Genomic DNA, 18,773 nt, shown 5'->3' on the forward strand with positions numbered 1-18,773 from the left:
ACTGTTTGCCCCCTCAATCAGGAGAGCGAATACATGTCGTCTCATGATACGTACTACGTACCAGCACAAAGCAAATGGCCAATAATTGCTACGTTTGGCATGTTGATCACCGTGTACGGCCTGGCCGTGTGGTTCAACGACCTGAAGGCGGCGCGCCCGGAATCCCACGGCCCGTGGATCTTTTTCGTCGGTGGCCTGCTATTGGCCTACATGCTGTTCGGCTGGTTTGGCGCGGTGATCAAGGAAAGCCGTGCCGGTTTGTACAGCCCGCAGATGGACCGCTCGTTTCGCTGGGGCATGACCTGGTTCATCTTTTCCGAGGTGATGTTCTTTATCGCCTTCTTCGGCGCGTTGTTTTATGTGCGGCACCTGTCGGCGCCGTGGTTGGCGGGTGAAGGCTCCAAAGGCGTCGCGCATATGCTGTGGCCGAACTTCGAGTTCGCCTGGCCGCTGCTCAACAACCCGGACCCCAAACTGTACCCAGCGCCGGAGGGCACTATCAGCCCGTGGGGCCTGCCGCTGGTCAATACCATCCTGCTGGTGAGTTCCAGTGTGACCATCACCATCGCCCACCATGCCTTGCGCAAAGGCCATCGCGGCGCGCTGAAAATCTGGCTGGCGATCACAGTGCTGCTGGGGCTGGCGTTTCTCGGGTTCCAGGCTGAGGAATATATCCACGCCTACAAAGAACTGGGCCTGACCCTCGGCTCGGGCGTTTACGGCGCGACCTTCTTCATGCTCACCGGCTTTCACGGCGCCCACGTGACCATCGGCACCATCATTCTGTTTGTGATGCTGATGCGCATCCTGCGCGGGCACTTCAATGCCGAGCACCAGTTTGGCTTCGAAGCGGCCAGTTGGTATTGGCACTTTGTGGATGTGGTGTGGATCGGCCTGTTTTTCTTCGTTTATGTGCTGTGAGGCGCCTTACCACGGCGCATGAGACACCAACTGGCCGCTGAAGAAGCCCCAGGCGATCAAGCCTACGGTGATCGCGGCCAGTACGACACGCACGGTCAAGGCGGTGACGAGGCGGTTGGAGTTGCCCTCGTCCTTGACCAGAAAAAACAAGCCACTGAACAGGCTTACGACAGTCGCGATCAGCATCAGGGCAATAGCTGCTTTGAGCATGGTCAGGTTCCATTTGGATGGGCGGGCAATGAAAACCAGTATAGCCAGCGCCATAAAAGACTTTCGCCCAGGGCTCGCACCCACGTTGGTGGTGCTGGTGCTGCTGCCGTTGATGGTGGGCCTGGGGTTCTGGCAATTGGCGCGCGGCCATGAAAAACAGCTGCTGGTGGACAGCTATGCCGAGCGGCGCGTGGCCGAGCCCATCGACAGTGTGCAACTCAATGGCAGGGCAGACCCGGCCTTTCGCCGCGTACGCCTGCGTGGCCAGTTCGACGCCGAGCACAGCGTGTTGCTCGACAACCGCATGCGCGATGGCAAGGCTGGTGTCGAGTTGTTGCAACCCTTTCACGACCAGGCCAGCGGCCTGTGGCTGTTGCTCAATCGCGGCTGGTTGCCGTGGCCGGACCGACGCACGCCACCGGTCTTCAGCACACCCGAGCAACCGTTGAATCTTGACGCCTGGGTGTATGTCGCCCCCGGCGAAACCTTCCAGTTGCACGCCGACCCCGCGACCACGCAATGGCCGCGCCTGCTTACCGCGCTTCACCCCACCGCCCTCTGGGCTGAATTGGGCCGTAGCGGCTTTGCCTACGAGCTACGCGCGGAACCCGGCCCCGGTACGTACGACACCACCTGGCCGGTGGTCGCCATGGGCCCGGAAAAACACGTCGGCTACGCCGTGCAGTGGTTCGCCATGGCGCTGGCGTTGCTGGCGCTTTACCTCTACCTCGGCTGGCACAACAAAAAGGAGAAGTCCCATGGGAGCGGCCATGAATCCACCCAGCGCATCTGAGGCGCCCGACCGGCGCAAAGGCCGCTGGCAGCTGATTTTGATTTTGATGATGGTGATCGGCCCGATGGCGCTGGCCACCTTTATGTACAAACTGCAGTTCTGGGTGCCGGACAACCGCAGCTACCATGGCGAACTGATCGGCAATGGCCAGACCCGCGCCGACATCGGCGTGCAGGCCGATGAGGATCGCTGGCAGTTGCTGGTCACCGCGCCCGCTGCCTGCGCCGCCGACTGCCAGCAACTGGTGTACCTGGCGCGCCAGTTGCAAATCAGCCTGGGCCGCGATGCGTCCCGCGCCAGCCATGCCTTGGCCAGTGCGCAGCCGGTGAGCAGCGATTACGAGGCCAAGCTCAAAGCCGAATACCCGCAACTGCAACGCTACCCGCTGGACCTGTCGACCTTCAGTAAAGACGCCGCCGCACCTGGCGATGCGCAACTGTGGATCGTCGACCCGCACGGCAACCTGGTGTTGCGCTACGACGCCAAGGTCAAGGGCAAGGACTTGCTCAACGACCTGCGCCTGCTGCTGAAACTGTCGAACATCGGATAAGGGCATCGTCATGGCCAAACCTGGATTTCGCCTCGCGTTGTTTGCCACCTTGCTGGCGCTGATCGTCGTGCTGCTCGGTGCCTATACCCGCCTGACCCACGCGGGCCTCGGTTGCCCAGACTGGCCGGGCTGCTACGGCTTTATCAGCGTGCCGCAAAGCGAAGCCCAGCTGGCGCATGCCGAGCTGCATTTCCCCGATGCGCCAGTGGAGGCTGACAAGGGTTGGGCGGAGATGACCCATCGCTATTTTGCCGGCACCTTGGGTGTGCTGATCGTGCTGCTGGCGGCGCGTTCGTGGAGCCATCGGCGTGATCCGGGCCAGCCGGTGAAGTTGCCGTTGTTCCTGTTGGCGGTAGTGTTTGCCCAGGCAGCGTTCGGCATGTGGACGGTGACGTTGAAGCTGTGGCCGCAAGTGGTCACGGGCCATCTGCTCGGTGGTTTTGCCACCTTGAGCTTGTTGTTTCTGCTGACCCTTCGGCTGTCCGGCGTGCTGCCTGCGTTGATCGTGCCCAAACGCCTGCAATATTGGGCAACCGCCGGGTTGGTGTTGGTGATCGGCCAGATCGCGCTGGGCGGCTGGGTCAGTTCCAACTATGCAGCGGTGGCCTGTATCGATTTGCCCACGTGCCATGGCGAGTGGTGGCCTGCGGCGGACTTTGCTAATGGCTTCCACCTCACCCAACACATCGGCCCCAATTACCTCGGCGGGCAGCTCGACAGTGAAGCGCGCACGGCCATTCACCTGACCCACCGGATCGGCGCGGTGCTGGTCACGCTGGTGCTGTTGGGCTTGGCCTGGCAGTTGCGCGTTGTGGGCATGACCCGGCTCGCGGGCTTGCTGCTGATCGCGCTGGCGGCACAACTCTGTCTGGGTTTGAGCAACGTCTACTTTCACCTGCCGCTGCCGGTTGCAGTCGGCCATAACGCCGGCGGTGCGGCGTTGTTGCTGACGCTGGTGCTGGTCAATTACCACGCGCGCACCAGCCTGGTCCGGGTGCGCCATCAGTTGCCGTTCGGCTGGCGCTTCATTCCACGCAAACACGTTTCGGGCCTCATCACCCTTAAAGGAGAGATGCCATGGCGACCTTGATCGGCGCGCGTCACGATCAGGCGATCTGGCGGGACTATTTGGAGCTGACCAAGCCGAAAGTGGTGGTGCTGATGCTCATCACATCGCTGGTGGGCATGTTCCTCGCGACCCGCGCCGGTGTGCCGTGGGCGGTGCTGATTTTCGGCAACTTGGGCATTGCCCTGTGTGCCGGTGGCGCGGCGGCGGTCAACCATGTGGTGGATCGGCGCATTGATGCAGTCATGGCGCGCACGCATAAACGGCCAATGGCAGAAGGGCGCGTGTCGCCAGTGGCCGCCCTGGCCTTTGCTTTGTTTCTGGCTGTTGCAGGTTTGGCCCTGCTGCTGGCGTTTACCAACCCCTTGGCGGCGTGGCTGACGCTGGCCTCGCTGCTCGGTTATGCGGTGATCTACACCGGGTTTCTCAAGCGCGCGACGCCGCAAAATATTGTCATCGGCGGCCTCGCTGGCGCCGCGCCGCCGCTGCTGGGTTGGGTTGCGGTTACCGGGCATGTCAGCGCCGAGCCGCTGCTGCTGGTGTTGATCATCTTCGCCTGGACCCCGCCACACTTCTGGGCCCTGGCCATTCACCGCAAGGAGGAATACGCCAAGGCCGACATCCCCATGCTGCCGGTCACCCACGGCGAGCATTACACCAAGGTGCATATCCTGCTCTACACCTTCGCCCTGTTGGCGGTAAGCCTGTTGCCGTATGTGATCCACATGAGCGGCCTGCTGTACCTGGCGTGCGCGTTAGTATTGGGCGGGCGCTTTCTGCAATGGGCCTGGGTGCTGTACCGTGGCAGCAAGCCGCACGCGGCGATCAACACGTTCAAGTACTCTATCTGGTACCTGTTCCTGCTGTTTATCGCGCTGCTCGTAGACCACTACTTACTGTTGAACCTATGACTCGAACTCAAAAAACCGTCTTTATCCTGGTGGCCATCGTCGCGTTGATCATGGGCCTGACCGTTAACAAAGTGCTCAGCGGCAAGGGCCAGGGTGACCCCACCGCGCTGATCGACGCCGGCATCATCCTGCTGCCGCAAAGCCGCCAGTTGCCGCCAGTGACCATGACAAACCAGAACGGCCAGCCGGTGGTGGTCAATGAGTTGAAAGGCAAATGGAGCCTGCTGTTCTTCGGCTACACCTTCTGCCCCGACATCTGCCCGACCACCCTCGCTCAACTGCGTCAGATCAAGAGCGAACTGCCCAAAGAGGCTGTGGATAAGTTGCAGGTGATCCTGGTCAGCGTTGACCCAAACCGCGATACCCCGGCTCAGCTCAAGCAGTACCTGGGCTACTTCGACCCGCAGTTCGAAGGCCTGACCGGCGCGAATGTGGACGATGTGCAGAAGGTTTCGAATGCGGTGAGCATTCCGTTCATTCCGGCGGATACCAGCAAGCCCAACTACACCGTCGACCACAGCGGCAACCTGGCGCTGATCGGGCCGGATGGTACGCAGCGCGGGTTTATTCGTGCGCCGTTGAACAATCAAAAGCTGGTGGCGCAGTTGCCAGGGTTGTTGCAGCGTAAGTAAGCACGTAGGCGCTGATCGTTCCCACGCTCCGCGTGGGAATGCCTCTGGTGACGCTCCGCGTCACGACCTGAAGAGCGGACGCAGAGCGCCCTGGGTTGCAAGCGTGGGAACGATCGGAGCAACACAAAACAGTTGCAGCGTAAGTAAGCACGTAGGCGCTGATCGTTCCCACGCTCCGCGTGGGAATGCCTCTGGTGACGCTCCGCGTCACGACCTGAAGAGCGGACGCAGAGCGCCCTGGGTTGCAAGCGTGGGAACGATCGGAGCAACACAAAACAAATGTGGGAGCTGGCTTGCCTGCGATAGCGGTGGGCCAGTCACCATCTTCGGTGACTGACACTCTGCTATCGCGGGCAAGCCAGCTCCCACATTTTTGATCTTCAGTGTTTTGGAGATCGGGTCAGATCAGAACGCCGGCAGAATCGCGCCTTTGTACTTCTCAAGAATGAACGCTTTGACTTCCGGCGAGTGCAGGGCTGCTACCAGCTTCTTCACGGCGTCCGAGTCTTTGTTGTCGTCGCGGGTCACCAGGATGTTGACGTAAGGCGAGTCGTTGCCTTCGATCACCAGGGCGTCCTTGGACGGGTCTAGTTTGGCTTCCAGCGCGTAGTTGGTGTTGATCAGCGCCAGGTCGACCTGGGTCAGCACGCGCGGCAGGGTGGCGGCTTCCAGTTCGCGGAATTTCAGCTTTTTCGGGTTACCGGAGATGTCCTTGATGGTCGACAGGATGTCTGTCGGGTCCTTCAGGGTGATCAGGTTGTGCTTGGCCAGCAGCAGCAATGCGCGGCCGCCGTTGGTGGCGTCGTTCGGGATCACGACGTTAGCGCCGTCAGGCAGGTCTTCCAGCTTTTTGTACTTGCTGGAGTAGGCGCCCAGTGGCTCCAGATGCACAGCGGCGACGCTCACCAGGTGAGTGCCTTTGGTTTTGTTGAACTCATTCAGGTACGGCTGGTGCTGGAAGAAGTTAGCGTCCAGGCGCTTTTCAGCCACCTGGACGTTTGGCTGCACGTAGTCGGTGAAAACTTTGACCTGCAAATCCACGCCTTCTTTAGCGAGTGCAGGTTTCACGAATTCGAGGATTTGCGCGTGAGGCACAGGCGATGCGGCGACTGTAATAGTCTCGGCAGCGTGGGCGGAAAACGCGGCAACGGCGGCGAAAGCAACCAGTAGTTTTTTCATCCAACAAGCTCCTTGTTCGGGCATGTGCCGGCGGGGGCCGGGCAATGGCCGTTATTTTCGAGAATAGTGTGTCACCAGCTTGTCGCCGATGGTTTGCAGAATTTGTACCAGCACAATCAACATGACGACGGTGACGACCATGACATCGTCCTGGAAACGCTGGTAGCCATAACGGATTGCCAGGTCACCCAACCCACCGGCACCCACTACGCCCGCCATGGCGGTGTAGCCCACCAGGGCAATTGCGGTGACGGTGATTGCAGCAATGATGCCGGGCTTTGCCTCGGGCAGCAGTGCCTTGACGATGATCTGCCGCGTGGTGGCGCCCATGGCCTGGGTCGCTTCGATGATGCCGCGATCCACCTCGCGCAAGGCGGTTTCGACCAGCCGCGCGAAGAACGTCGAAGCGCCTACCACCAACGGGGGAATCGCGCCGGCCACGCCAAGCGAAGTGCCCGTGATAAAGATCGTAGTAGGGATCATCACAATCAGCAGAATGATAAACGGCAGAGAGCGTATAGCGTTGACGATGAAGGCCAGCACGCCATAAGTGGCTTTCTGCTCGAGCAACTGACGTGGGCTGAACAGGAACAGCAGAATGCCCAGCGGCAGGCCCACCAGTACGGTGAAAAACAGCGAAGTGCTGAGCATCAGCATGGTGTCGCCCGTGGCAACCCAGATATCAGCCCAGTCAACTTTGTCGAAGTAATGCAGTAACACGTCCATTAACGCAGGACCTCCATGTGCACATCGGCCGCAGTGAAGCGGGCGAACGCCGCTTCCATGTCACCACCGGTGATGGCCAGGGTCAGTTGCCCGTAGGGGGTGTCTTTGATGTGGTCGATGCGACCGGCAAGGATGCTGTAGTCCACCCCCGTTTCGCGGGCGACGGTGCCCAGCAGCGGCGCGTAAGTCGATTCGCCCTGGAACGTCAGGCGTACGATGCGCCCCGGCACATGGGCGAACACGTCATGCTGCTCGCCTTCGTCGACCTGCTCGGCTTCTTGCACAAAGCGCTTGGTGGTCGGGTGCTTGGGGTGCAGGAACACATCGGTCACCGAGCCTTGCTCGACGATCACGCCGTCATCCATCACGGCCACCTGATCGCACACGCGACGGATCACGTCCATTTCATGGGTGATCAGCACGATGGTCAGCTTCAGCTCGCGGTTGATCTCGGCCAGCAGTTTCAGCACCGAGGCGGTGGTCTGCGGGTCGAGGGCGCTGGTGGCTTCGTCGCACAGCAAGATTTTTGGCTTGGTCGCCAGGGCGCGGGCGATGCCGACGCGTTGTTTCTGGCCACCGGACAACTGCGCCGGGTACTTCTTGGCGTGGTCCGACAGGCCGACGCGGGCGAGCAACTCAGCCACGCGCAGGTCGATTTCTTTGCGCGACAGCTCACCGGCCAGGGTCAGCGGCAGCGCCACGTTGTCGGCAACGGTCTTGGAGGCGAGCAGGTTGAAGTGCTGGAAGATCATCCCGACTTGCTGGCGGAAGCGGCGCAGGCCGTTGGCGTCCAGCGCGGTGACTTCTTCACCGTCAACGTGGATCTGCCCACCGCTGGGTTGCTCCAGGCGGTTGATCAGGCGCAGCAGGGTGCTTTTACCCGCACCGGAGTGGCCAATGAGGCCGAACACCTGGCCGTTTTCGACGCGCAGGCTGGTGGGGTGCAGGGCGGGGATTTCCTTACCGGCGACGCGGTAGGTTTTATGGACGTTATGAAACTCGATCACGTAGCGAACCTTGTGGGGCGCATGGAAAAGGGATCAGCTGTTAGCCGGGCGCGCATTTTAGCCTGTCCGTATAGTGTTTCTTAGCATTTATTTCGCATTCAACCAGCGATTTGGCAATAACGCGATCAAAGGTCATAAAAAAGGAACGGTGCAAAACCGTGTCAGTCACTACTTAAGCAACTCAATTTCCCAGGTGCCGTGCCTGGGTGTTTGCTCAAACGAGCCGGGGACCGCTCTGGCCACTTTGAATAAGGAGTTTTGACTGATGAGTACCAAGAAGCCAGCTACCCCGCCGAAGAGTGAGCTTGCGGGCACCGACACCCTGGACCGTGGCAACACCAACGCCAAGCTGCAGGCCTTGGAGGAATTCCGTTCCGACGCGACCGGCCAGGCGCTGCGCACCAACCAAGGCGTAAAGATTTCCGATAACCAGAACACCCTCAAAGTTGGCGCCCGTGGCCCGTCGCTGCTGGAAGACTTCATCATGCGTGAAAAGATCACGCACTTTGACCACGAGCGCATCCCGGAGCGCATCGTGCATGCCCGCGGTACGGGCGCCCATGGTTACTTCCAGACCTATGAGAACCATTCGGCGCTGAGCAAGGCCGGTTTCCTGCGTAACCCTGAGCATAAAACCCCGGTGTTCGTGCGCTTCTCCACCGTACAGGGCCCGCGTGGTTCGGGCGATACGGTGCGTGACGTGCGCGGCTTTGCCGTGAAGTTCTTCACCGACGAAGGCAACTTCGACCTGGTGGGCAACAACATGCCGGTGTTTTTCATTCAGGACGCGATCAAGTTTCCCGACTTCGTGCACGCAGTAAAACCTGAGCCCCACAACGAGATTCCTACCGGCGGCTCGGCCCATGACACGTTCTGGGATTTTGTCTCGCTGCAGCCGGAATCGGCGCACATGGTGCTGTGGGCCATGTCCGACCGTGCCATCCCCAAAAGCCTGCGCACCATGCAGGGCTTTGGTATTCACACGTTCCGCTTGATCAATACCGAAGGAAAGTCGAGCTTCGTGAAGTTCCACTGGCATCCCAAAGTCGGCACCTGCTCGCTGGTGTGGGACGAAGCGCAAAAGCTTGCCGGTAAAGACACCGATCACCACCGTCGCGACTTGTGGGAAGCGATTGAGGGCGGCGACTACCCTGAGTGGGAGTTGGGCGTACAAATCGTTGCGGAAGAGGACGAACACAAGTTCGACTTCGACCTGCTCGACCCGACCAAGATCATCCCCGAAGAGCTGGTGCCGATTACGCCGCTGGGCAAGATGGTGCTGAACCGTAACCCGGACAACTTCTTCGCCGAAGTCGAACAGGTCGCCTTCTGCCCAGGCCACATCGTGCCGGGTATCGACTTCACTAACGACCCGCTGCTGCAAGGCCGTCTGTTTTCCTACACGGACACACAGATCAGCCGTCTCGGTGGCCCGAACTTTCATGAGCTGCCGATTAACCGGCCGGTGACGCCGTTCCATAACGGCCAGCGCGACGCCCAGCATCGCACCGTGATCGACAAAGGCCGTGCGGCCTATGAGCCGAACTCGATTGATGGCGGCTGGCCGAAAGAAACCCCACCGGCTGCGCAGGATGGCGGTTTCGAGACCTATTACGAGCGCGTCGACGCCAACAAGGTGCGTGAGCGCAGTGAGTCGTTTGGCGACCACTTCTCGCAAGCCACGTTGTTTTTCCACAGCATGAGCCACCACGAGAAAGAGCACATCATTGCGGCCTACAGCTTCGAGTTGGGCAAGGTGGAGCGCGAGTTTATCCGTGCCCGTCAGGTCAATGAGATTTTGGCCAATATCGACCTGGAACTGGCCAAGCGCGTTGCGCAGAATCTCGGCTTACCGGCGCCGACCAAAGGCACTGTGGCGCCGCGTAAGTCCTCGCTGAAAGAGTCGCCGGCATTGAGCCAGGTGAACCTGCTCTCGGGCGATATCAAGACGCGCAAAGTCGCGATCCTGGCGGCTAACGGTGTAGAGGGTGCAGCGATTGCCGCGCTGAAGAAGGCGCTGGAGGCTGAGGGCGCACACGCCAAACTGCTGGGGCCGACGTCGGCACCGGTGACCACCGCCGATGGCAAGAGCCTGAAGGTGGATGCGTCAATGGAAGGCATGCCGTCGATTGCGTTTGACGCGGTGTTTGTACCGGGTGGCGCCAAGTCGGTGCAGGCATTGAGTGGCGATGGCGTGGCGTTGCACTTCCTGTTGGAGGCGTACAAGCATTTGAAGGCGATTACGGTTGCCAGTGATGCCAAACCGTTGTTGGATCTGCTGAAGCTGGAAGTGGATGCGGGGTTGATCGTTGGGTCGGATGCCAAAGCATTTAAGGCGTTTTTCGCCGCGATTGCACAGCATCGGGTTTGGGATCGTGAGCCTAAGGCTAAGGCGATTCCGGCTTAAGTTATTGGTTGACCGTTAGACCGCTATCGCGGGCAAGCCCGCTCCCACACTTGGATGTATTCACAGTTCAAATGTGGGAGCGGGCTTGCCCGCGATGCTTTATTCCGCCTTGCGCGGCGTCAGCACAATCTGCGCCGGGATGTGTTTCACAACCTGCCGGTGAATTTTCAGGTCATATCCCGAATCAATTCGCTTCACCCGTTTGCTCAGCAACGTGGCCAGCCATGGGTAATCCTGGGTGCGCGGCGCCTGGATGGTCACGTCGCATTGGTAATTCACCACATCGGTGGCGATCGCATCCAATTGATGGCGAAGTTCTTCGATATCGGTGAGGTTCAGCGCAACCGTGGTGCTTTCAGCGGCCGGGTCGATGACCTTGGCTTGTGGTTTGGCTTCGGCAGCTTTTAAGGCGGCTTCGGCTTTATCCAACTCGGCTTTGCGGGCGTGGCTGATGGCGCTGTTTACGCCGCCGGTCAGCGCCGGGGCCTTGGGCATCAGTGCGCGGGCACGGCTCAGGGCAGTGGCGGCGGCGTTGACGTCACCTTTTTGCAGCACGATCTGGCTGCGCTGCAGGTAGGCTTCGGCCAATTGGCGCTGGTAAGCTTCCAGAGCCGGATCGTTGGGCGACTGGGTCTGCAAAGCGGCCAGCTCATCCTCGGCAGTGGCTAGCTCACTGCTGGCCAGGTTTTGCTCCAGCTGCGCGATGGCCGCAGCGCGTGCGTCCAGTACCTCGGGGGCAGCGGGCGGTGTGCTTTGACAGGCGCCCAGCAGCAGGGAAAATGCGGCAAGGAGCAGATAACGGGCGTTGAACAGCTTCATTCCTGCGACTCTCTATTTGCGCAAAAAGCGAGCAAGTCTACACCCCTCGACGGGGCAGGACAAAACTCAGCAGAAAGAGGGCGGCCGCCGTGACGACAATCGACGGACCGGCTGGCGTGTCCTTGAACCACGACAGCGCCAGGCCCCCGCACACTGCTAGCATGCCCAACAGGCTGGCGCCGATCGCCATTTGCTCCGGTGACCGGGCGTGGCGCTGGGCGGCGGCTGCGGGAATGATCAGCAGCGAAGTAATCAACAATACGCCGACAATCTTCATCGCGACAGCAATCACCACCGCGATCAATAACATCAGGGTCATGCGCAGGGCCGGCACGGGCAAACCTTCCACCGTGGCCAGCTCTTCATGCACGGTGATCGCCAGCAATGGGCGCCACAGGGCCACCAGCAAGAGCAGCACCGCGGCGCTGCCGCCGAGGATCCAGGCCAGGTCGGTGGGGCTGATCGCCAGCAAGTCACCGAACAGGTAAGCCATCAGGTCGATGCGCACCTCATGCATGAAGCTCAGTACCACCAGGCCCAGGGACAGGGTGCTCGGCGCCAGGATGCCCAGCAGCGTGTCGGAGGCCAGCGGCTGGCGCTGTTGCAGGGTCACCAGCAGTACCGCCAGCAGCAGGCAGCCGACGGTGACTGCGATGGTGGGGCTCACATCCAGCAAAAAGCCCATGGCCACGCCCAACAGCGCGGCGTGCGACAACGTGTCGCCGAAGTAAGCCATGCGCCGCCAGACCACGAACGAGCCCAATGGGCCCGCCACCAGTGCCAAAGCCAAGCCTGCCAGCAGGGCGTAGAGCAGAAAATCAGCCATGCTTGCAGCTATCTCCATGGACGTGGGTATGGGGTGTGGCGGGATCGTCGACTACAGCGCCATGCAAATCATGAGCGTGGTCGTGATGGTGGTGGTAAATCGCCAGGCTCTGGGCGTTTTTGCCGAACAGTTCGACAAACGCCGGGTCGCTACTGACCTGCTCCGGGTGGCCGGAGCAGCATACGTGACGGTTGAGGCACACCACTTGGTCGGTGGTGCTCATCACTAAGTGCAGGTCGTGGGAGACCATCAGCACGCCGCAGCCATGGCGGTCGCGCAGGCGGGTGATCAGGCTGTACAGCTCGGCCTGGCCGGCGACGTCGACGCCTTGCACGGGCTCATCAAGCACCAGCAACTCGGGCTCGCGCAATAAGGCGCGGGCCAGCAGCACGCGCTGCATTTCGCCGCCGGAGATGCTTTGCACCGGGCTGTCGATCACCTGTTCGGCACCGACTTCCTTGAGCGCACCCTGCGCGCGGGCGCGGTCTACACCGGGTACCAGGCGCAAAAAACGCAGCACGGACAGCGGCAATGTCGGGTCGACGTGCAGTTTTTGCGGCATGTAGCCCACGCGCAGCTTCGGCTTGCGCCACACGCTGCCGGTGTCAGGCTTGAGCAGGCCGAGCACGGCACGCACCAGGGTGGTCTTGCCGGCGCCGTTGGGGCCGATCAGGGTGACGATCTGCCCGGGCTCCACGCTGAGCGCGATGTTATCCAGCACGTTTTGCCCGGCGAACGTGACCCCAACCTGTTCCAGGCGGATTAACGCGTTGCTCATCAAGCCCCCTGGCAACCCGAGCAGAGCCCGACCACTTCGACCGTTTGCCCTTCGACCCTGAAGCCGACCTCGGCCGAGCTCTTGATAATGGCGTCGCTGATGCTTTTTTGTTCAAGCTCAATGGCGGCGTGGCACTCGCGGCAAATCAGGAACTGGCCTTGGTGCGCGTGTTCCGGGTGGTTGCAGCCGACGAAGGCGTTGAGCGAGGCAATGCGGTGCACTAGGCCGTTTTCCAGCAGGAAATCCAGCGCGCGGTACACCGTTGGCGGCGCGGCGCGGCGGCCGTCCTGCTCGCTGAGCACGCCCAGAATGTCATAGGCGCCCAGCGGCTTGTGGCTTTGCCACACCAGTTCCAGCACCCGACGACGCAACGCGGTCAGGCGAAGGCCCTTTTGTGCGCACAGGGTATCGGCCTCCGACAGCGCGGTGTGCACGCAGTGAGAGTGGTCGTGGGGACGGCTGGCAAGCGGTGTTTTAGGCATGAGCGGCGACAGACATTTGATAGAGACGTTATTATGTTACCCGTTCCTACGTCATTGAGTGGTCATCGTGTCCCGACTTTTTCCTGTTTTTGTCGTATTTGTCACCAGTTTGTTCGTCGCCGGGGCGGCGCAAGCCGAGGTCAAGGTGCTGACCAGTATCAAGCCGTTGCAGTTGATCGCCGCGGCGGTGCAGGACGGCGTGGCCGTTCCAGAAGTTTTGCTGCCGCCCGGCGCGTCACCGCATAACTATGCCTTGCGCCCATCCGACGTACGGCGCGTGCAGTCGGTGGACCTGTTGTATTGGATCGGCCCGGACATGGAGAGCTTCCTGCCGCGCGTGCTCAAGGGGCGTAGTCTGCCCACCGTGGCGGTACAGGACCTTGCGGGAATGAAACTGCGTCGTTTCGGTGAAGATAGCCACTCGCATGCCGACGATGCCGACGAACACGACCACGATCACCGCCCAGGCAGCCTGGATGCGCACTTGTGGCTGTCGACGGTTAACGCGCGTGTGATTGCTGCACGCATGGCGGCTGACCTCAGCACTGCCGACCCGGCCAATGCTGCGCGGTATCAGCGCAATGTGAAGGCGTTCGATGAGCGTCTGGATGCGTTGGACGCGCGCTTGAAAGCGCGTTTGGCGAGCGTGGGCAACAAGCCTTACTTCGTGTTCCACGAAGCCTTCGATTACTTCGAGGACGCTTACGGGCTCAAGCATACCGGCGTGTTCAGCGTTGCCGCCGAAGTGCAGCCAGGCGCCCAGCATGTAGCGGCGATGCGTACGCGGTTGCAGGAAGTCGGTAAGACCTGTGTGTTCAGCGAGCCGCCGTTGCGCCCGCGTTTGGCTGAGACACTGGTGGCTGGTTTGCCGGTGAAGTTGGCGGAGTTGGATGCGTTGGGTGGTTACACGCCAGCGACGGCTCAGGGTTATGAGCAGGTGCTAGAGAAGTTGGGGAATGATCTGGCTGGGTGCCTGGACTCGCTCTAACCATTGCCGCATAACCAATGTGGAAGCTGGCTTGCCCGCGATGGCGGCGTGTCAGTCGACACCGCTATCGTAGGCAAGCCAGCGCCCACATTTTTTGACCGAGTAGGCCTTTTAGAGCGCGAACGGCAGGTGGATGGTTACCTGCTGACGCTGCGCCAGCCGATGCTCAAACTCCGCAGGGTCATGAATCAACACATCCTGCCCGGCAAACGACTCCGCGGCGATCAGGCGTGACAGCCAGAACCGCACGCATGCCACGCGCAACAGGGTCGGCCACAACTCGGCCTCCTTGGCTGTAAACGGGCGCAGACCCGCGTAGGCGCCCAGCAGCGCACGGGCGCGTTGCCCATCGATCACCCCGTCCGCATCCGAGCACCAGTCATTCAAGGCAATCGCCACGTCATACAGCATTGGGCCTGAGCAGGCGTTGTAGAAGTCGATCAACCCTGTCAGATGCGTGCCTTCGAACATCGCGTTGTCACGGAACAGGTCGGCGTGAACGTTGGCGCGTGGCAGGGCGAGGATCTCGGCCTTGTGGGTTTCGATCTCGGTCAGCGCATCTTGTAGCAGGCGCTGCTGCGCGTCGTTCAGGTGCGAAATAAGCTGCGCACCCTCAGTGAGCATCCAATCCAGCCCGCGATCGGTCTTGCGCTCCAGCACCTTTTCGCCTTGAGTGGCCAGGTGCAGATGGCCGAGCAGGTCGCCAACCTGGGCGCAATGCTGGGCGTTGGCGTCCTTGATGTGCTTGCCGGCCAGGCGCGGTTGCAGCAACGCCGGTTTGCCCTTCAGCTCGCGAAGCGCCACACCGTCGGTGGTGCGCAGCGCGTAAGGCACCGGCAGGTCGGCGTCATGAAGTACGTCGAGCAGTTCGATGAAGAATGGCATTTCTGCGACCGGGCCGCGTTCAACCAGGGTCAGGACGAACTCGCCCTGTTCCAGGCTGATAAAGAAATTGGTGTTTTCGCTACCGGCGGCAATCCCCTGGAAATCAAGCAGGCGGCCGAGCCCGTAAGGGGCGAGAAAGGTTTCCAGCTCGGGCCGAGCCAGCGGGGTGAACACAGACATGGTTAAAACTGCCAGTACGGGCGCCGTGGTGTGCGGCGCCAATTTAAGTTAAGAAATCATTTCCATTCGAAAATCTTCCATGACGGGATCAGCATATCCGGCTGGTCAGAGCGAATGAAATTCGCATCGGTTCCGTCCGCGCGCACCAGGAAATACGGTGGCGCGCCCTTCACGGTGACCTTGATCGCGTACAGGAAACCGTTTTGGCGGTACTCCTGGATGGTTCTGTCACCCTCGGTGCGGATCGTGACTTCCGGGTCTCCTGAGGGCGCGGTGTCAGCTGCCGTGGCGGCCAGCGGCAAGAACGCAATCAAACCGGTCAACAACAGGCGATTTACTGTACGCATGATAACCTTGTCCCTTTGTCGTCATTGGTCCGGCTATTCTAGCGCCTGACCCGCCGAAAAGGTTGATCCTGCTCATGAGCCAAGCCCCCCTCGTCCTGGTGGACGGTTCTTCTTATCTGTACCGCGCCTTTCACGCGCTGCCACCGCTGACCACCTCCAAAGGCCTGCCGACCGGTGCGGTCAAGGGCGTGTTGAACATGCTCAAAAGCCTGCGCAAGCAGTATCCGGGCAGCCCGTTCGCCGTCGTATTCGACGCCAAGGGTGGGACCTTTCGCGATGACATGTACGCCGAATACAAGGCCAACCGCCCGAGTATGCCCGATGACATGCGCCTGCAAATCGAGCCGCTGCACCAAAGTGTGATCGCGCTTGGCTTCCCGTTGCTGTGCGTCGAAGGCGTGGAGGCCGATGACGTAATCGGTACTTTGGCCCGCAGCAGTGCGGCGGCGGACCGCCCGGTGGTGATTTCTACCGGTGACAAAGACATGGCGCAGTTGGTCGACGGGCACATTACCTTGGTCAACACCATGACCGGTAGCGCGATGGACATTGAGGGCGTGAAGGAGAAATTCGGTGTCGCTCCGGAGCAGATCATCGATTACCTGGCGCTGATGGGCGATTCGTCGGACAACATCCCAGGCGTTCCGGGCATTGGGCCGAAGACTGCTTCCGGCCTTCTGGTGGGCGTAAACGGCGGCCTCAAAGAGCTTTATGAGCAGCTGGATATCGTACCGACCCTGCCGATCCGCGGGGCCAAGAATCTGCCGGCCAAGCTCGAAGAGCATAAGGCGATGGCATTCCTGTCCTATCAGCTGGCGACGATCAAGATCGACGTGCCGCTGGATGTGGGGCTGGACGATCTGCACCTGATCGAGCCGGACCGCGAAAAGTTGCTGGAGCTGTATACGCTGCTTGAGTTCAAGAGCTGGATTGACGAGATTCAGCGCGATGCCAAGCGTGTTGAGCTCAAGGCGTCGACTGAGGCTGCTCCGGCTGCTGAAGAAGTGATTGAGGCGGCTGCGCCGGTGGAAGCGTCTTACACCACCATCCTTGACCAGGCCACGTTCGACACTTGGCTAAAAAAGCTGAATGCCGCAAAACTGTTTGCTTTCGACACCGAAACCACCGGGATCGACGCCCAGCAGGCGCAGTTGGTAGGCGTTTCCTTTGCCGTGCAGCCGCATGAAGCAGCCTACATCCCGCTGACCCATTCCTACATCGGCGCGCCGGAGCAGTTGGATCGCGACACGGTTCTGTTGGCGTTGAAGCCGCTGCTGGAAGACTCGACCAAGCTCAAGGTCGGGCAGCACGCCAAGTTCGACATGAACATCCTGGCCAACTGCGCCATCGGTGGCGACCCTGCGCAAGGCATCACCGTGCGCGGCATTGCCTTCGACACCATGCTTGAATCCTACGTGTTGAACTCCACCGCGACCCGGCATGACATGGACAGCCTGGCCAAGAAGTACCTGGACTACGACACCGTCAGCTTCCAGGACATCGCCGGCAAAGGCGCCAAGCAGCTGACGTTCGACCAGATCGCGCTTGAGCAGGCTGGCCCGTATGCCGCCGAAGATGCCGACGTGACCCTGCGCCTGCATCAGGCCTTGCATGCACAGCTGGCGGCCATACCGAGCCTGGCCAGTGTGCTGACGGACATCGAAATACCGCTGGTGCCCGTGCTGGCGCGTATCGAGCGCCAGGGTGCGCTGGTGGATAAGGAGCTGCTGGGTATCCAGAGCATCGAACTCGGTAACAAGATGGTTGAGCTGGAGCGCCAGGCGTTCGAGATCGCTGGTGAAGAGTTCAACCTGGGTTCGCCCAAGCAGCTCGGGGCGATTCTCTATGAAAAACTTGGCTTGCCGGTACTGAAGAAGACCGGCAAGGGCCAGGCGTCCACGGCTGAGGAAGTGCTGGCCAAGTTGGCCGAAGACGACTTCCTGCTGCCCAAGGTACTGATGCAGTACCGCAGCATGAGCAAGCTGAAAAGCACTTACACCGACCGCCTGCCGGAGCAGATTAACCCGCGTACCGGGCGCATTCACACGTCTTATCATCAGGCTGTGGCCGCGACCGGGCGCTTGTCGTCCAGCGATCCGAACCTGCAGAACATCCCGGTACGTACCGCTGAAGGGCGGCGGATTCGCCAGGCGTTTGTCGCGCCAAAAGGCTACAAGCTGCTGGCGGCGGACTATTCGCAGATCGAGCTGCGGATCATGGCGCACTTGTCCAAGGACGAGGGCTTGATGAATGCGTTCCGTAACGATTTGGACGTGCACACCGCTACGGCGGCCGAGGTGTTCAAGGTTGAATTGGCTGAAGTCAGTTCCAACCAGCGTCGCAGTGCCAAGGCGATCAACTTTGGCCTGATTTACGGCATGGGCGCGCAGAAGCTGGGTAAGGACATTGGCGTCGATACCAAGACCGCCAAGGCCTACATCGATGTGTACTTCGCGCGCTACCCCGGCGTTCGCGAGTACATGGAACGCACGCGCGCCCAGGCGGCCGATCAAGGCTATGTCGAAACCTTCTTCGGGCGCCGGCTGTACTTGCCGGATATCAATTCCAACAAGCCTCAGGAGCGAGCGGCGGCCGAGCGCACGGCGATCAACGCGCCGATGCAGGGCACCGCAGCGGACATCATCAAGAAAGCCATGGTGTTGGTGGATAATTGGCTGACTGAGTCGGGCCTGGATGCCAAGGTCATCCTGCAAGTGCACGATGAACTGGTGCTGGAGGTGCGTGAGGATCTGGTTGCAGAGGTCAGCGAGAAGATCCGCGAGCACATGAGCGCGGCGGCCAAGCTGGATGTGCCTTTGGTAATAGACGTGGGCGTTGGCGATAACTGGGACGAGGCGCATTGATTTCGCGGCTCTGCCGTCACCGGGCGTGGTGGCAGAGCGCTTTAGATCAGAAACGGGCGCCAGTTATTTCCAATAGTTTTTTGGACCTGCCGGAACTTAACCCGTGAACTGCTACTCAGAGTTACTGAATGGGTGGTGAAGCCCTTCAATGCTCCTATGTTGTGTTAAGTGTTGGCAGATATCTGGACCCCGCCCTAGCGGT

19 protein-coding genes are annotated in these 18,773 nt (G+C 60.7%); 9 read left to right on the top strand and 10 right to left on the bottom strand.

Annotated features, from left to right (window positions below):
- Nucleotides 1–33: 33 nt before the first annotated feature.
- Complete coding sequence (locus GJU48_RS00320) at nucleotides 34–921, top strand: cytochrome c oxidase subunit 3 (RefSeq protein WP_094949686.1); 888 nt, start codon at nucleotides 34–36, stop codon at nucleotides 919–921.
- A gap of 6 nt (nucleotides 922–927) precedes the next feature.
- Here the strand turns inward: GJU48_RS00320 and GJU48_RS00325 are convergent, their stop codons facing one another.
- Entirely contained in the window at nucleotides 928–1,131 is a 204-nt protein-coding gene (locus GJU48_RS00325; RefSeq protein ID WP_016969525.1) for a twin transmembrane helix small protein, read from the bottom strand.
- A gap of 28 nt (nucleotides 1,132–1,159) precedes the next feature.
- On the opposite strand from GJU48_RS00325, the gene GJU48_RS00330 reads away from it, so the two are divergent.
- Genes GJU48_RS00330 through GJU48_RS00350 form a run of 5 tightly spaced genes read left to right on the top strand, consistent with a single transcriptional unit; the run spans nucleotide 1,160 to nucleotide 5,083 of the window.
- Nucleotides 1,160–1,924, top strand: coding sequence for an SURF1 family protein (locus GJU48_RS00330; RefSeq protein WP_094949685.1), 765 nt, complete (start codon nucleotides 1,160–1,162; stop codon nucleotides 1,922–1,924).
- Nucleotides 1,890–2,474 (top strand): hypothetical protein, encoded by a 585-nt coding sequence (locus GJU48_RS00335; protein ID WP_094949684.1) that lies wholly within the window; start codon nucleotides 1,890–1,892, stop codon nucleotides 2,472–2,474. The genes GJU48_RS00330 and GJU48_RS00335 overlap by 35 nt, the downstream gene beginning before the upstream one ends.
- A 10-nt stretch (nucleotides 2,475–2,484) precedes the next feature.
- The gene (locus tag GJU48_RS00340) at nucleotides 2,485–3,564 is read left to right on the top strand and encodes a COX15/CtaA family protein (RefSeq protein WP_094949683.1); all 1,080 of its coding nucleotides are present in this window, start codon (nucleotides 2,485–2,487) and stop codon (nucleotides 3,562–3,564) included.
- A complete protein-coding gene (gene cyoE, locus GJU48_RS00345) occupies nucleotides 3,552–4,451 on the top strand; it encodes a heme o synthase (RefSeq protein WP_083355933.1) in 900 nt (299 codons plus the stop codon). Before GJU48_RS00340 ends, cyoE begins: the two co-directional genes overlap by 13 nt.
- Nucleotides 4,448–5,083, top strand: coding sequence for an SCO family protein (locus tag GJU48_RS00350; protein ID WP_094949682.1), 636 nt, complete (start codon nucleotides 4,448–4,450; stop codon nucleotides 5,081–5,083). Before cyoE ends, GJU48_RS00350 begins: the two co-directional genes overlap by 4 nt.
- A gap of 405 nt (nucleotides 5,084–5,488) precedes the next feature.
- On the opposite strand, the gene GJU48_RS00355 is transcribed toward GJU48_RS00350, so the two are convergent.
- Genes GJU48_RS00355 through GJU48_RS00365 form a run of 3 tightly spaced genes read right to left on the bottom strand, consistent with a single transcriptional unit; the run spans nucleotide 5,489 to nucleotide 7,995 of the window.
- A complete protein-coding gene (locus GJU48_RS00355; protein WP_094949681.1) occupies nucleotides 5,489–6,262 on the bottom strand; it encodes a MetQ/NlpA family ABC transporter substrate-binding protein in 774 nt (257 codons plus the stop codon).
- 51 nt (nucleotides 6,263–6,313) lie between these two features.
- The gene (locus GJU48_RS00360; protein WP_094949680.1) at nucleotides 6,314–6,988 is read right to left on the bottom strand and encodes a methionine ABC transporter permease; all 675 of its coding nucleotides are present in this window, start codon (nucleotides 6,986–6,988) and stop codon (nucleotides 6,314–6,316) included.
- Nucleotides 6,988–7,995 (bottom strand): methionine ABC transporter ATP-binding protein, encoded by a 1,008-nt coding sequence (locus GJU48_RS00365; RefSeq protein WP_094949679.1) that lies wholly within the window; start codon nucleotides 7,993–7,995, stop codon nucleotides 6,988–6,990. Before GJU48_RS00365 ends, GJU48_RS00360 begins: the two co-directional genes overlap by 1 nt.
- Nucleotides 7,996–8,260: 265 nt before the next feature.
- Here GJU48_RS00365 and katE point away from each other — a divergent pair, with 265 nt between their 5' ends.
- Nucleotides 8,261–10,402: a catalase HPII gene (gene katE / locus GJU48_RS00370; RefSeq protein WP_094949678.1), complete on the top strand. Its 2,142-nt coding sequence runs from the start codon at nucleotides 8,261–8,263 to the stop codon at nucleotides 10,400–10,402.
- A gap of 99 nt (nucleotides 10,403–10,501) precedes the next feature.
- Here katE and GJU48_RS00375 read toward each other — a convergent pair whose 3' ends face one another.
- The 4 genes from GJU48_RS00375 to zur are packed head-to-tail and all read right to left on the bottom strand — an operon-like array spanning nucleotide 10,502 to nucleotide 13,307.
- Nucleotides 10,502–11,221, bottom strand: a complete 720-nt coding sequence (locus GJU48_RS00375; protein ID WP_094949677.1) for a PA5502 family lipoprotein — start codon at nucleotides 11,219–11,221, stop codon at nucleotides 10,502–10,504.
- A 37-nt stretch (nucleotides 11,222–11,258) separates the two neighbouring features.
- Complete coding sequence (znuB, locus tag GJU48_RS00380; protein ID WP_094949676.1) at nucleotides 11,259–12,047, bottom strand: zinc ABC transporter permease subunit ZnuB; 789 nt, start codon at nucleotides 12,045–12,047, stop codon at nucleotides 11,259–11,261.
- Nucleotides 12,040–12,825, bottom strand: coding sequence for a zinc ABC transporter ATP-binding protein ZnuC (gene znuC, locus GJU48_RS00385; protein ID WP_094949675.1), 786 nt, complete (start codon nucleotides 12,823–12,825; stop codon nucleotides 12,040–12,042). Before znuC ends, znuB begins: the two co-directional genes overlap by 8 nt.
- Nucleotides 12,825–13,307 (bottom strand): zinc uptake transcriptional repressor Zur, encoded by a 483-nt coding sequence (gene zur / locus GJU48_RS00390; protein WP_094949674.1) that lies wholly within the window; start codon nucleotides 13,305–13,307, stop codon nucleotides 12,825–12,827. The genes znuC and zur overlap by 1 nt, the downstream gene beginning before the upstream one ends.
- 58 nt (nucleotides 13,308–13,365) lie before the next feature.
- Here zur and GJU48_RS00395 point away from each other — a divergent pair, with 58 nt between their 5' ends.
- Nucleotides 13,366–14,295: a zinc ABC transporter substrate-binding protein ZnuA gene (locus GJU48_RS00395; protein ID WP_094949673.1), complete on the top strand. Its 930-nt coding sequence runs from the start codon at nucleotides 13,366–13,368 to the stop codon at nucleotides 14,293–14,295.
- Between the two features lie 111 nt (nucleotides 14,296–14,406).
- Here the strand turns inward: GJU48_RS00395 and GJU48_RS00400 are convergent, their stop codons facing one another.
- A complete protein-coding gene (locus GJU48_RS00400) occupies nucleotides 14,407–15,360 on the bottom strand; it encodes a homoserine kinase (RefSeq protein WP_094949672.1) in 954 nt (317 codons plus the stop codon).
- A 56-nt stretch (nucleotides 15,361–15,416) separates the two neighbouring features.
- Entirely contained in the window at nucleotides 15,417–15,707 is a 291-nt protein-coding gene (locus tag GJU48_RS00405; RefSeq protein WP_094949671.1) for a DUF2782 domain-containing protein, read from the bottom strand.
- A gap of 74 nt (nucleotides 15,708–15,781) precedes the next feature.
- Between GJU48_RS00405 and polA the strand changes: the two genes are divergently transcribed.
- Complete coding sequence (gene polA / locus GJU48_RS00410) at nucleotides 15,782–18,571, top strand: DNA polymerase I (protein ID WP_094949670.1); 2,790 nt, start codon at nucleotides 15,782–15,784, stop codon at nucleotides 18,569–18,571.
- Nucleotides 18,572–18,773: the final 202 nt, after the last annotated feature.

This window comes from Pseudomonas sp. IB20 (assembly GCF_009707325.1).
Classification (GTDB): Bacteria; Pseudomonadota; Gammaproteobacteria; order Pseudomonadales; family Pseudomonadaceae; genus Aquipseudomonas.